The organism is Pseudomonas sp. K2I15, from assembly GCF_002204795.1.
Taxonomy (GTDB): Bacteria; Pseudomonadota; Gammaproteobacteria; order Pseudomonadales; family Pseudomonadaceae; genus Aquipseudomonas.
The window spans coordinates 62,564-75,892 of sequence record NZ_NIXO01000031.1; the positions used below are offsets into that span (position 1 = coordinate 62,564).

Sequence of the window (13,329 nt, forward strand, 5' to 3'; positions counted from 1 at the left end):
CAAAGAACTAACGGGCAACGCGTGCATCCAGCGTGCACGCGTTATCGTTGACGTTTTTCGCGAGCAAGCTCGCTCCTGCAAGGAGGGGGACCCTAGAAATCCCGCTTGTAGAAAATATCCAGGGAGCTGGCCACGCCGCTGGCCACTTCCAGGTACACCTTCTTGCTCAGCAAATACCGCAAGGCAATGGTGTTGGCCGGTTCGAACACCCCCACGCCATACCGCAGGCTGAGCTTCTCGGAGATCTTGCCGCTGGCCACCACGGCGGTGTTGGTTCCGCTGCCCTGGGTGTCGAGTTCGAAATCCTGGAGCCCGAGGTTCTTGGCGATGTCCGACGTTACCCCGGAGCTGCCCATTAACCCAAGACCCAGCGCCGCCTCGGCCAGCATGTTGTTGTCCTCACCGGTGGTGGTACGTGAACGCCCCAACACCAGGTACGACAACGCATCCTCTTGGGCCATGGCCGGCTCCGAGAAAATTTGCGTAGTCGGCTGCTCGGCACTGCCGCTCAGACGAATACCGGCGGTAACTGTGCGGGACGGCTCGGTGGTTATGCGCACCGCCTCGATATCCAAAAACGGCTGGTCAATCGGTCCGGCGAACAGCAACCGCGCGCGGCGCACGGTGAGGCGCTGGCCGTAGGCACGGTAGCGGCCGTCGTTGAGCCACAGTTCGCCCCGGGTGTCCATGTTGTCGCCGATGTGCACGTGGCCTTGCAGGTTGGCGGTGAGGCCGAAGCCGGCGAAGCTCAGCTTGTCCTTGCCCACCTCCACATCGATGTCCATCGCCATGGCCATGGGCGGCTTGCCCTCTTCGGTCTGGCTGCCGACGATCACCGTGTCATCCGAGACCTTGACCGTCGATGGCGGCAGTTCACGCACGGTGATCTCACCCTTGGGGATCTGCACCTTGCCGGAGATCGCCAGCTTGTCGTTCTTCATGCTGATTTTCAGGTCGGGCGCCACTTCCAGGGTCGCGTACGGTTCTACCGTGACCGGCAGTTGCGTGCCTTGCAGCGCGATGTCCACCGCCAGGGCCTGGCCCCAGTCGATCTGGCCCTTGAGGGTGCCCTGCCCGGCCTTGCCACTGCGCCAGCCGCCATTGAGCTGCACGTTTTCGCCGGCAATCACCGCCTGGATATTCAGGCCTTCGAAGCTGGTGGGTAATTCCGGCCCGGAGATTTCGCCGCCGACCAGGTTGACGCTGCCGTTGACCTGAGGCGCCAGCAGGCTGCCGCCGATTCGCCCGCTACCGTTGAGCTTGCCGTTGAGCTTCTCGACCATCGGTACAAAGGGTCGCGCCACGGCGAGGTCGAGGCCGGTCAGGGTGAAGTTGCCGGTGATCGGCTTGTTCTTCGGCAGCGGATTGATCTGCGCCTGCAACAGCAACTCGCCAAGCTTGCCGCCACGGAAGTTGAGCTGGGTGTCGATGCGCTTGGGGTTGAGGGTGGTTTCCAGCTTCAGCGTGTCGTAGGGGAAATCCAGCCACTGGTCCTTGTCCTTGACCCGCAAGGTGCCGCCGCTGGCATCCACCGACACCACGCCTTTGGGCCCGCTGGCCGGCAGGTCGAGTTGGACATCGGCATTGAGCTTGCCCTGCCAGGCGAAATCTTTAGGCAAAAAGGCTGCCAAACTGTCGATGGGGAACTGCTTGAGGTGGTAACGCAGCTTGGGCTCGGGCATCAGGCGCTGGTCTTCACCGCACAGGCTCGCTGGGCCGGATACCCAACAGTGGGCAGCAAAGGTCAGCTTGCCATCGGCCAGTCGTTCGATTTTCGCCGGGGCTTGCAGCTTCCAGTCCTGGCCACCCGCTTGCACATCGCCGCTGGCAAGGCGCCCGCGCCAGTTGCCTTTGTCGAGGTTGCCATCCAGGGCCAGGGCCAGCTTGAGCAACGGGCCGGCCAGGTCGAGTTGGACTTTCTGGCTTTTGATATCACCCTGGGCGCTGGCGGTGAAGGTGCCGACCTGGGTTTCACCGGCCTGGATGCCGCTGCCCTTCACGTCGATTTTGGCGCGCTGGGCGTTATCGAGATTCGCGTCCAGTGTCAGGTTTTGCAGGCGATTGTCTTCAAACGCCAGTTGTTGGCCCACCAGATTGAGCTTGCCCTGGGGCGCTTTCAGAGTGCCAGCAACGTCGAGACGGCCGTTCATCTGCCCGCGCAGTTGCGGCCAGAGTTGAGCGAGGCGCGTCAGCTTGATGTCGATCTGCCCGGCCAGCCGCTGTTGCAGGCTGCCACTGCCGTAGATGCGGTTGTCGCCCAGGCGAATGTCCAGCGTGCCGAGGGTCCATTGCTCGCCTGCGCCTTCGGCCTTGGCCTGGAGCACGGCAGGTTGGCCACGTAGGCGGCCCTTGAGGTCGAGGTCGGCGGTGAGCTTGAGCTGCTCGTTTTTCATTTCGCCCTTGCTGCGCAGCGGGCCGGCCAGAGTGCCCGGCAGTTCCGCGACCCAGTAAGCAGGGTTGATCGCCGACAGGTCCAGCGCCGTGTCCCAGGCGATGCCGTCGGCAAATTGCAGGTTCAGGTGGCCTTCGGCCTTGCCTTGGCCGGCGGCAAGTTTCAGCTCAGGCAGGAACACTTGCTTGAGGTCGCCACTGAACGGGCTGGCCAGGCTGAACTTGCCCGCCGGGCCGTCGAGGTCGGCCTTGAAGTTGCCCAGGTAGTTACCGTCCTTGTAGGAGACTTCGCCATTGAAAGTACGCAAGGCTACTTGGGGTTCGTCAATCACTGGGTAGAGGCGATGCCAGGGAAAGTCCAGCCAGTCGATTTTTGCGTCGGCGCTGAAGCCCTGCTGCCAGTCCAGATTGGCGCTGAGCTTGAGGCTTTGTTTGTCGCCAGCATTCAAGTCCAGGCCCGCAATCTGCGCGCCCTTGGCGTCGACCCTGCCTTGCAGCAGCAAGTCCACCGGGCCTTTTTCCGCCGGGAGTACAGCTTTGCCCAGCAGTTGGTAACCGTTGCCGAGGTCGCCCTTGGCCGTCAGGTCCAGTTGATTAAGTTGCAGGGTATCGGGCAAATCGGCACTGGGTTTAAAACCGTCGGCGGTGATATGCAACTGCGCTGGCAGGTTTTCCACCAGCGGTTGCAACTCGCCGCTGAGTTTGGCCGGCAGGTAGCCGCTGCTGTCGGCGTCGAGTTTGAGGCTCTTGAGCAAATCGCCATCGACCTTGAGCGCCAGCGCCCAGGGCGCACCGCCCGGAGCGTAAGGCAGGCTCAGATTGCCGCTGGCGCTTAGCGGCCAGTTGCCGGTGGGTTGCAGCAGGCCAGACAGGTCGAGCACCAGGCCGTCCCGTTGCAAGTGCACCGAATCGATCTGCATCCCGGCGGCGGTCCAGTGCGCCGCCAGTTGCAGGCCCTGGAGCTCTTCGCTGCCGTTGAACAGCAGGCTGCCGACACGGATGTCGCCCAACTGAATGGCGAGCGGCAGTTTCAGGTCTGGCAGGGTAATGGGGCCGCTGCTTTCTTCAGTGCTGGGCGCAAATTGCAGGCTCACCTGCTCCACATCCAGTTGGTTGATGCACAACGTCATGCGCATCAAGCAGGCCGGCGACCAGTCGAACTTCGGCGCTTGCAGCTCCACACGGCTGCCGTCTTGCTGCCACAGCAGATGATCGGCACTCCACTGGCCGCCCAGGCGGCCCTGGAAATTCTCCACGGTAAAACCCGGCACCTGGCCCAGCACCCAACGGCTGCCGACTTGGGTGCCCAGCACCGTCCACAGCGCCAGCACTATCACCGCGAGGATCGCCAGAACGGCCAGCCCCGCTATTTTCAAACCACGCATCACAGCTCAGGCCCCATGGAAAAGTGTAAACGAATGCCGCCCGGATCTTCGAGGGCATGGGCCAGGTCGAGGCGGATAGGGCCTACCGGCGAAACCCAGCGCACGCCCACACCCACACCGGTTTTCAGGCTCGGCATTTCCAAGGTGTTGAACGAGTTGCCCTGGTCGATAAAGGTCGCGATGCGCCATTTTTCGGCGATGGAATATTGATACTCGGCGCTCAGGGCCACCATGTAGCGGCCACCGATGCGGTCGCCCTGATCGTTTTCCGGTGACAAGGTCTGGTACTCGTAACCCCGCACGCTCTGGTCGCCACCGGCAAAAAACCGCAACGACGGCGGCACCGATTTGTAGCCGTTGGTGGCACTGCCGCCAAACTGCGCCCGGGCCAGGAAACGGTGGTTGTCCCACAGGGTGGTCAGGCCCTTGATCGTCGCCGTGCCGTAAAGCAGGTTGGTGTCAGAGCCCAGGCCTTCCTTGGCGACCTTGGCGTCGAACAGCAGGCGATAGCCATTGTGCGGGTCAATGCGGTTGTCGCTGCGCAAGTAGGAATAACTGATGCCCGGCATCAACAGCGTACTCAGGCCCGAGTCGTTGCCCAGGCGATATTCTTCGTGCTGCCACTTGAGCGAGATCACCCGGGTCCAGCCGCTGGGCAACTTGCTGTGCCACTCGGGGCCGAGGGTGAGCAACTTGCTCAGGGTGTCGGTGTTGGCGATTTCTTCATTCTGGTAGCCGCCGGCGAAACGCAGTTTGTCGGTCAGAGGCGGGTCCAGGGGAATGTCGTACCACAGCCCGACGTTCTGCCGGGGCGCCGACAGTTCAGCTTCCCAGCCATAACTGTGGCCCTGGGGGTTGACCCAGTGGCGCGTCCAGTTGGCCTTGCCGCGCGGGCCGACGTCGGTCGAGTAGCCCAGGCCCAGGCCCATGGTGCGGGGCTTGCGGGTTTCGAGTTGCACGGCTACCGGGATCACATCTTTAGTCGATGCGGCCGGGGCGGCGTCCACACGCACGCCCTCAAAAAAGCCGCTGCCTTGCAGGTTCTGGTTGAGTTCGGCGATCAGTTCGGAGTCGTAGGGCGCGCCACTCTTGAACGGCACCATGCGTTGCAGCAGGTCTTCATCAAATGGCGTGTCGCCGGCAAAGCTGACCTTGCCCAGGGTGTACCGTGGGCCGCTGTCATAAATGAGTTCGATGTCGGCCACACCCGCCTTGGGGTCGACCGATAGTTTTTGGCTGGTAAAGCGCCCGCTGAAAAAGCCGTAGCGTGACGCCTGGTTCTGGATAACGCGCTTGGCGTCTTCATAGTTGCCGTGGTTGAGCACGGCACCGGGTTTGAGTTGGTCGCTGGTGGGTACGCGAAAGGCTTTGAGGTCGGCGGCCTGGCCATCGACCCGAATGGTCACATTGCGCAAATGCACCGGTTCGCCGGGGTCGATGGTGAGGATCAGGCGCGGGTTCTTGCCGCCCTTCACATCGCTGGCGATTTGCGGTTGATAGAAGCCCAACGCCTGGGCGGCCTTGCGGGCCTGCTCCTCGGCGCCACGGCTGAACCGCTGCAAGGCTTCTTCGTCACGATCGCCGACCCCGCCGATATAGCCTTCGATGTTGGCTTTCAACGCGTCGTTTGAAGGCTTGATACGCACATCCAATTCGCTTTGCGCCAAGGCGCCGCAGCTCGTGAACAGCAGAATCAAGCCGCTGGTAAATCTTCCTGGAAACTTCATAGGCCGGGATGCTACACGAGCTTGGGAGCGTCTTAGAACCCTGATTTATCTGAATAATTCTGTCCTAAAGCGTTGCAGCCTGTAACACCTGGGGATTTGCGTGAAAGAACACGTGTTCCAAGACAGGTCCTACAGCGACCTCGCCAATCTCTTCGTACCCCTGGCGTTTATAGAACTCCAGATAGCGAGAATTCCCCGTGTCCAACACCACACCGGAGGAATGCGGGTCTTCAGCGCACCAGTTGTGCACCGCCTCCAGCAATTGTTCGCCGTAGTGTTTGCCCTGGAATTGCGGGTGAATCCCCAGCAATGGCAGCACATGCACCGAGTCCGAGGGCAGGCACGCCAGCACCGCCTGATGGTATTCCAGATAGCGCCGGGTGCCGCGCACGCCGGTGCTCAGCCACATGCGCAGTTGCCAGGCCCAGCTTTCGGTAATCCCCAGGCGACGTTGCGGCGGCGCGATCAGGGCGATGCCGATCAGCCGGTCGTTGACCAGCAGGCCAATGGCCGGCAGGTTCTGGAAGAAGTGTTGCTTGACCAGTTCACGCACCGTGGCGCGCACCCGCTGTTCGTAGCCTGGACGCTCGGCTTCGAAGATGTAGGCGAACGTCGGCTCATGTCGATAGGCCTGGTACAACAGGGAACGGGCTTCGCGGGAATAGCCGCTGTCGAGCATGTGAATCTGGGCGATGGCAGTCGAGGTGTCAGGCATAACAGTGAATCTCCCCTGGGCGAACTCAAAAGGTCGCGCTCTTCTTAGTACGAGCCCACAGTGGCTGACTCGTTCCCTGCATTCAGACCTTAGCAGTGCCTAAGTCCTACCGCCACGCTGGCCCCCGTCCGACTTGTCGGCTAGCATCGCCCTTTTGCCAGACTGGACTGCCGACCATGAAAATCGTCTCTTTCAATATCAACGGGCTGCGCGCCCGCCCTCATCAGCTGGCGGCACTGATCGAGAAACATCAGCCGGACGTGATCGGCCTGCAGGAAACCAAAGTCCACGACGATCAGTTCCCACTGGCCGAAGTGCAAGCCCTGGGCTATCACGTGTATTACCACGGGCAGAAAGGCCACTACGGTGTCGCCCTGCTCTCGCGCCAGGAACCACTGTCGCTGCATAAAGGCTTTGCCAGTGACGAAGAAGACGCCCAACGCCGGTTTATCTGGGGCACTTTCGCCGATGCCAACGGCAACCCGATTACCATCATGAACGGCTATTTCCCACAGGGCGAAAGCCGCGACCACCCCACCAAGTTCCCGGCCAAGCAGCGCTTCTACGAAGACCTGCAAACCTTGCTGGAGTCACAGTTCAGCAATGACCAGGCGGTGGTGGTGATGGGCGATGTGAATATTTCCCCGGAAGACTGCGACATCGGCATCGGTGCCGACAACGCCAAGCGCTGGCTGAAGACCGGCAAGTGCAGCTTCCTGCCGGAAGAGCGCGAGTGGATGGCGCGCCTGAAGAACTGGGGCCTGGTGGACAGCTTCCGCCACCTCAACCCGGACGTGGCGGACCGTTTCAGCTGGTTCGATTACCGCAGCCGTGGCTTTGAAGACGAGCCAAAGCGCGGGCTGCGGATCGACGTGATCATGGCCTCCCAAGGGTTGCTGCCCCGGGTGAAAGATGCCGGCGTGGATTACGACCTGCGCGGTATGGAAAAACCCTCCGATCATGCACCGATCTGGCTGGAATTGAGCTGATTTAGCGTGCAGGGCCGGGAAACCGGCCCTCGTCATATTTATGCAACCTGCCTGACTTAATCTCGCGGCACTCCCTTTGGCTTGAGACGGTGCCGGCATGATGCTGCGCGTTCTATCCCTGCTGGCACTGCTCAGCGCATTCCCCCTCGCCGCTTTTTCAACCCCGCTGCCCTTTCCCGAATACGGCCCGGCCCTACGCATCCAGGGTTCCAATACGATTGGTGCGGCGCTTGGCCCGGCACTGGTCAAGGGACTGATGGAACAACAGGGTTTGCAAGGCATGCACAGCGAACCGTCCGACCAGGCCAACGAACAGCACATCATCGGCAAGACCCGCCAGGGCCAGCGTGTGACGGTCGAAGTCGCCGCCCATGGCTCAAGTACCGGATTTGCCGCGCTGAAAAAAGCCAGCGCCGACCTCGCGGCGTCATCCCGGCCGATCAAGGACAGCGAACTGGTGGAGCTGGAAGCCCTCGGTGACCTGAAAAACCCTGACGCCGAACAGGTCATCGCGATTGATGGCTTGGCGATCATCCTCAACCCGCGCAACCCGCTGGATACCTTGAACACCGAGCAGTTGGCGCAGATTTTCAGCGGCGAGGTTTCGACCTGGGAACAGCTCGGCGGCATCGGTGGCAAGATTCATTTGTACGCGCGGGATGATCAGTCCGGCACCTACGACACCTTCAAGGAACTGGTGCTCAGCCGTCGTGGCAAGTCCCTGGATGGCAGCGCCAAGCGGTTTGAGTCCAGCGAGCAGTTGTCGGATGCCGTCAGCCACGATCCCCAGGGCATCGGCTTTATCGGGTTGCCCTCTGTGCGCCAGGCCAAGGCGGTCGCGATCGTCGATGGCGACTCGCAGCCCATGCTGCCGTTGAACAGCCTGATTGCTACCGAGGATTACCCGCTGTCACGCCGGCTGTTCTTCTATCTGCCGCCGGTTGAGCAGAATCCCTGGGCCAGGGCGCTGGTGGACTTTGCGCAAAGCAGCAAAGGCCAGGCGATCGTTGCCGCCAGCGGCTTTATCGCGCAGCAAGTGCAGGCCATGACGGTGGAACCACGGGCGCCAATGCCTGAGGATTACCAGGCGATCGCCCGGCAGGCGCAGCGGCTGACGGTGAATTTCCGCTTTGAGGAAGGCAGTGCCAGCCTCGACAACAAGGCGCGCCAGGACCTGATGCGGGTGGTGGCTTATATAAAGAGCCACGGCAAGCTGGACAAGCAGGTCACGCTGGTGGGGTTTGGGGATGCCAAGAGTGATGCGCAGCGGGCGGCGTTATTGTCGAAGCTGCGGGCGATGGCGGTGCGACGGGAGTTGGTTAAAAGTGGCGTGGTGCTGAGGGATATTCGCGGCTTTGGCGCCGAGATGCCGGTGGCGGCGAATACGGCGGATGAGGGAAGGATCAAGAATCGACGGGTGGAGGTTTGGGTTTACTGAAAGGCGGAAGTAACAGAAAGGCCCTGTGGCGAGGGGGCTTGTCCCCCGTTGGGCTGCGCAGCAGCCCCAATAAGCCCACCGTATTCTTGCAGGCAGAACGCGGTGACAGGTTTGAGGGCCGCTGCGCAGCCCCAACGGGGGACAAGCCCCCTCGCCACAAAAGCCCCAACACCTGAGCTTACTGCCCGCTGCGCATCATCTCGCGCGGTACATACTTGCCGATCTCGAACTTGCCGATCGCCGCCCGGTGCACTTCGTCCGGGCCGTCGGCCAGGCGCAGGGTGCGCTGCATGGCGTACATGTAGGCCAACGGGAAGTCGTTGGAGACACCGGCACCACCGTGGATCTGGATCGCCCGGTCGATCACCTTCAACGCCACGTTCGGCGCTACTACCTTGATCTGCGCGATTTCGCTTTTGGCGACCTTATTGCCCACGGTGTCCATCATGTAGGCGGCTTTCAAGGTCAGCAGGCGCGCCATGTCGATCTCCATGCGCGAGTCGGCGATCTTGTCGATGTTGCCACCGAGGCGAGCCAGCGGTTTGCCGAAGGCGGTACGGCTGACGGAACGTTTGCACATCAATTCCAGCGCGCGCTCGGCCATGCCGATGGAGCGCATGCAGTGGTGGATGCGGCCCGGGCCAAGGCGGCCCTGGGCGATTTCAAAGCCCCGGCCCTCGCCCAGCAGAACGTTTTCGTACGGCACACGGACGTTTTCGAAGTGCACTTCGGCGTGGCCATGGGGGGCGTCGTCGTAGCCGAACACCGGCAGTGGGCGCACGATCTTCACACCAGGGGCGTCCACCGGTACGAGGATCATTGAGTGCTGCTGGTGGCGCGGTGCATCCGGGTCGCTCAGGCCCATGAAGATCAGGATCTTGCAGCGCGGGTCGCAGGCGCCGGAGGTCCACCATTTTTTACCGTTGATCACCCACTCGTCGCCATCACGCACAGCACGGGCGGCCATGTTGGTGGCATCAGAGGACGCCACGTCCGGCTCGGTCATGGCGAATGCCGAGCGGATTTCGCCGCGCAGCAGCGGTTCGAGCCAACGTTGTTTCTGCTCCTCGTTGGCGTAGCGCACCAGCACTTCCATGTTGCCGGTATCCGGTGCCGAGCAGTTGAACGGCTCCGGCCCCAGCAACGAGCGGCCCATGATTTCTGCCAGCGGTGCGTATTCGAGGTTGGTCAGCCCGGCACCCAGTTCGGATTCCGGCAGGAACAGGTTCCACAGGCCTTCGGCTTTGGCCTTGAGCTTCAACTCTTCCATGATTGCGGTGGGCTGCCAGCGATCTCCTTCGCTGACCTGGCGTTCGAACACTGGCTCGGCCGGGTAAACGTAAGCGTCCATGAACGCGGTGACGCGTTCACGCAGTTCCTGAACCTTGGGCGAATAAGCGAAATCCATGAGCAGCTCCCTTTAGGAAGGTTGTTTAGGTCATGAAATTGATGCTAGAACAGCGTTGATAATTTACCTAACCTATTCTCGGCGTGTATTAACATTCATCACCGATATATGATCGGCGCATGGACACCTAACAATAAGAGCGCAGCGAAATGAATCTGAGCAAGGTCGACCTCAACCTTTTCATCGTCTTTGACGCGATCTACACCGAAGCCAACCTGACCCGCGCCGGGCAGATTGTCGGGATTACCCAGCCAGCCGTGTCGAACGCTCTGGCCCGCCTGCGGGAGACCTTCAACGACCCGCTGTTCGTGCGCACCGCCCAGGGCATGGTGCCCACGCCCATGGCCCAGAACATCATCGGCCCGGTGCGTAATGCGCTGTCGCTGCTGCGGGTGTCGGTGCAGGAAAGCCGGATTTTCAACCCGCAACAGGCCGCCAAGACCTACCGCATCAGCATGACCGACCTCACCGAAGCGGTGATTTTGCCGCCGCTGTTCCAGCGCCTGCGCCGCCTGGCGCCGACCGTGGTGATCGAGAGTTTCCTGTCCAAGCGCCGGGAAACCACCAAGGAACTGGCCGCCGGCCGCCTGGACTTTGCCGTGGATGCGCCCCTCAACACCGACCCGCAAGTGCGCCACGTCAAGCTGATGGAAGACCGCTACGTGTGTGCCATGCGCAAGGGCCACCCGATGGCGGGCAAGGACAAACTCACGCTGGATGACTATCTGTCACTGACCCACATTCATATCTCCAGCCGGCGCAATGGCCTGGGCCACGTCGACCTGGCGCTGGGCAAGATGGGCCTGCAGCGCAAGATCGCCCTGCGTTCGCAGCACTACCTGATGGCTTCGCAAGTGCTGCAGCAGACCGACATGGTGATGACCGTGCCGGAGCGCTTTGCCCGGCGCCATGAACTGCACTGGTTCAACTTGCCGGTGAATGATGTGCCGAGGGTGGAAACCCACCTGTACTGGCACGAAAGCACCGACCAGGACCCGGCCAACCGCTGGATGCGCGAGCAGATGATCGAGTTGTGCCAGCAGGTGACGGCCCACGAGAAGAAGCTGGATAAACTGTAGGAGCGAGCTTGCTCGCGAAAAACCTGAGAACGCCGCGTTAAACCAGACAGTGCGCGTTATCGTTAACGTTTTTCGCGAGCAAGCTCGCTCCTACAGTGGGTAATGCGCTTGACGTTAACGTCAACCACCCATTAGCTTAACGCTCAAGACACTCCTTGAGCGCCCCCATGAGCACGACCTACAGCATCTCCGACCTCGCCCGCGAGCTCGACATCACCACCCGCGCCATTCGCTTCTATGAAGAACAAGGCCTGCTGTCCCCGGAACGCCGGGGCCAGGAGCGCATTTATTCGCCCCGCGACAAGGTCAGCCTGAAGCTGATCCTGCGGGGCAAGCGCATCGGTTTCTCCCTGGCCGAATGCCGGGAGCTGATCGAGCTCTACGACCCCACCAGCGGCAACCAGAAACAGCTGCACAGCATGCTGGCGAAAATCGCCGAGCGCCGTGAGCAGTTAGAGCAACAGTTGCTCGACATCGAACAGATGAAGCTGGAGCTGGACACCGCTGAAGAGCGTTGCACCCAGGCGCTGGAACAGACCATTCAGAGCCAGGTTGGCCATTCATAAAAGGTAGCTGCCATGTCCCTCCCCTCTCATGTGCGCCTGGTGGAAGTCGGTCCGCGCGACGGCCTGCAAAATGAAGCGCAACCCATCAGCGTCGCCGACAAGGTACGACTGGTGGACGCCCTGACCGCAGCCGGCCTGGGTTATATCGAAGTCGGCAGCTTTGTGTCGCCCAAGTGGGTGCCGCAGATGGCCGGGTCTGCCGAGGTATTTGCGCAGATCCAGCGCAAGGCCGGCGTGACCTATGGCGCGTTGGCGCCGAACCTGCGGGGTTTTGAAGATGCGTTGGCCGCCGGGGTGAAAGAAGTCGCGGTGTTTGCGGCGGCGTCCGAGGCGTTTTCCCAGCGCAATATCAATTGCTCCATCAGCGAAAGCCTGGAGCGCTTCGTGCCGATCATGGAGGCGGCCAGGCAGCATGGCGTAAGCGTGCGCGGGTATGTGTCGTGTGTGTTGGGTTGCCCGTATGAAGGCCAGGTCGCGCCGGAACAGGTTGCAGCCGTCGCCCGGGAGCTGTTTGCCATGGGCTGCTATGAGGTGTCCTTGGGCGACACTATCGGTACTGGTACTGCGGGTGCCACGCGGCGGATGTTTGAGGCGGTGGGTGCGCAGGTGCCACGGGACAAGCTGGCAGGGCATTTCCATGACACCTATGGGCAGGCTATCGCGAATATCTATGCCAGCCTTCTGGAAGGTATTCAGGTGTTCGACAGTTCTATTGCGGGCCTCGGTGGCTGCCCGTATGCCAAAGGGGCCAGCGGTAACGTCGCCACTGAGGATGTGTTGTACCTGCTCAATGGCCTGGGTATCGAGACGGGTATCGATATGGACACGCTGGTTCTGGCGGGTCAGCAGATCTGTACGGTATTGGGCCGCCCTACCGGCTCTCGGGTAGCGAAGGCTCGTAGCGCTGGTTGAGTACCGCGACCGTGACGATGTGTTACCTCGCGGCTACACATCGGGTAACACGGGAACATATTTTGTCGCATTTCCTGAAAGAAATTTCCCACTAAAAAATCAAACCATTGATTTTAAAGGACTTTATAAAGTTGGCACGGCTTCTGCTATCTCTATTGCATAACAAGAATAAAAAGCACCAAACCTAATAAAAATAAGACGTAACGACTCTGACATAACAAAAACAACACGGCAGAGACGCAGCTAACAGATTTTTTTGGAGAAGATGTGCTTCGCAGGGTACGGCAATGTCGAAACCCGCAACCGGATAGAGAAGAACAAAAAACTACCTCAAGGTAGCTACCCACTGGTTGGATCGCATGCGACGAAGTAGATCAGCGCTCAAAAAAATACGTTTGCTCTTGACCCCGCATGGGGGTCGCCAAAAACAGCGGTAAAGGGCCACGGTTGCCAAAAACAACAACAGACCGCCCCTCAATAATAAAAAAAGAGCACGCAACGACAAATTAAAGGGGACCTTCGGGTCCCCTTTGTGCTTTCTCGGGGACGGGGATTTGTGTGTATATCCGTTTTTTTGGTCAGGGCTGATATGGGTTCCGCTCTTACAGCGGCTCACTTTTGAAAAGCGCAAAAGTAAGCAAAACGCTCTTGCCCCACCACTCGGCACCTCGCTTGGGCTCGGTGTGCCCTCTCTCCGGTAGTACGAAGCGGGCCGCCGC

Annotated in this window: 9 protein-coding genes; 5 read left to right on the forward strand and 4 right to left on the reverse strand. The window is 60.8% G+C overall.

Features of this window, described 5'->3' with window-relative positions; all coding sequences use genetic code 11:
- Nucleotides 1-92 precede the first annotated feature (92 nt).
- The 3 genes from CEC48_RS18895 to CEC48_RS18905 all read right to left on the reverse strand — a co-directional run bounded on the left by CEC48_RS18895 (nt 93) and on the right by CEC48_RS18905 (nt 6,218).
- Nucleotides 93-3,776 carry a translocation/assembly module TamB domain-containing protein gene (locus CEC48_RS18895; RefSeq protein ID WP_088425119.1) on the reverse strand — a complete coding sequence of 1,228 codons (3,684 nt, stop codon included), beginning with the start codon at nt 3,774-3,776 and terminating at the stop codon, nt 93-95.
- A complete protein-coding gene (locus CEC48_RS18900; protein ID WP_088425120.1) occupies nt 3,776-5,503 on the reverse strand; it encodes an autotransporter assembly complex family protein in 1,728 nt (575 codons plus the stop codon). The genes CEC48_RS18895 and CEC48_RS18900 overlap by 1 nt, the downstream gene beginning before the upstream one ends.
- Nucleotides 5,504-5,567: 64 nt before the next feature.
- The gene (locus tag CEC48_RS18905; protein ID WP_088425121.1) at nt 5,568-6,218 is read right to left on the reverse strand and encodes an N-acetyltransferase; all 651 of its coding nucleotides are present in this window, start codon (nt 6,216-6,218) and stop codon (nt 5,568-5,570) included.
- Between the two features lie 176 nt (nt 6,219-6,394).
- On the opposite strand from CEC48_RS18905, the gene xthA reads away from it, so the two are divergent.
- Entirely contained in the window at nt 6,395-7,207 is an 813-nt protein-coding gene (gene xthA / locus CEC48_RS18910; protein WP_088425122.1) for an exodeoxyribonuclease III, read from the forward strand.
- A 97-nt stretch (nt 7,208-7,304) separates the two neighbouring features.
- Nucleotides 7,305-8,645, forward strand: a complete 1,341-nt coding sequence (locus CEC48_RS18915; RefSeq protein WP_088425123.1) for a substrate-binding domain-containing protein — start codon at nt 7,305-7,307, stop codon at nt 8,643-8,645.
- 178 nt (nt 8,646-8,823) lie between these two features.
- Here CEC48_RS18915 and CEC48_RS18920 read toward each other — a convergent pair whose 3' ends face one another.
- The gene (locus CEC48_RS18920; protein WP_088425124.1) at nt 8,824-10,053 is read right to left on the reverse strand and encodes an acyl-CoA dehydrogenase; all 1,230 of its coding nucleotides are present in this window, start codon (nt 10,051-10,053) and stop codon (nt 8,824-8,826) included.
- Between the two features lie 149 nt (nt 10,054-10,202).
- Here CEC48_RS18920 and CEC48_RS18925 point away from each other — a divergent pair, with 149 nt between their 5' ends.
- From CEC48_RS18925 to CEC48_RS18935, 3 genes are all read left to right on the forward strand, one after another.
- Nucleotides 10,203-11,132 (forward strand): LysR family transcriptional regulator, encoded by a 930-nt coding sequence (locus CEC48_RS18925; RefSeq protein ID WP_088425125.1) that lies wholly within the window; start codon nt 10,203-10,205, stop codon nt 11,130-11,132.
- Nucleotides 11,133-11,299: 167 nt separating this feature from the next.
- Entirely contained in the window at nt 11,300-11,698 is a 399-nt protein-coding gene (locus tag CEC48_RS18930) for a MerR family DNA-binding transcriptional regulator (RefSeq protein ID WP_010166953.1), read from the forward strand.
- Nucleotides 11,699-11,710: 12 nt separating this feature from the next.
- Entirely contained in the window at nt 11,711-12,610 is a 900-nt protein-coding gene (locus CEC48_RS18935; RefSeq protein WP_088425126.1) for a hydroxymethylglutaryl-CoA lyase, read from the forward strand.
- The last annotated feature ends 719 nt before the right edge of the window (nt 12,611-13,329 follow it).

Bases quoted from the DNA above. Each gene is read 5' to 3' on its own strand.
- CEC48_RS18935 (WP_088425126.1), top strand. From the start codon at position 11,711: ATGTCCCTCCCCTCTCATGTGCGCCTGGTGGAAGTCGGTCCGCGCGAC.
- CEC48_RS18930 (WP_010166953.1), top strand. From the start codon at position 11,300: ATGAGCACGACCTACAGCATCTCCGACCTCGCCCGCGAGCTCGACATC.
- CEC48_RS18920 (WP_088425124.1), bottom strand. From the start codon at position 10,053: ATGGATTTCGCTTATTCGCCCAAGGTTCAGGAACTGCGTGAACGCGTC.
- CEC48_RS18905 (WP_088425121.1), bottom strand. From the start codon at position 6,218: ATGCCTGACACCTCGACTGCCATCGCCCAGATTCACATGCTCGACAGC.
- xthA (WP_088425122.1), top strand. From the start codon at position 6,395: ATGAAAATCGTCTCTTTCAATATCAACGGGCTGCGCGCCCGCCCTCAT.
- CEC48_RS18895 (WP_088425119.1), bottom strand. From the start codon at position 3,776: ATGCGTGGTTTGAAAATAGCGGGGCTGGCCGTTCTGGCGATCCTCGCG.
- CEC48_RS18900 (WP_088425120.1), bottom strand. From the start codon at position 5,503: ATGAAGTTTCCAGGAAGATTTACCAGCGGCTTGATTCTGCTGTTCACG.
- CEC48_RS18915 (WP_088425123.1), top strand. From the start codon at position 7,305: ATGATGCTGCGCGTTCTATCCCTGCTGGCACTGCTCAGCGCATTCCCC.
- CEC48_RS18925 (WP_088425125.1), top strand. From the start codon at position 10,203: ATGAATCTGAGCAAGGTCGACCTCAACCTTTTCATCGTCTTTGACGCG.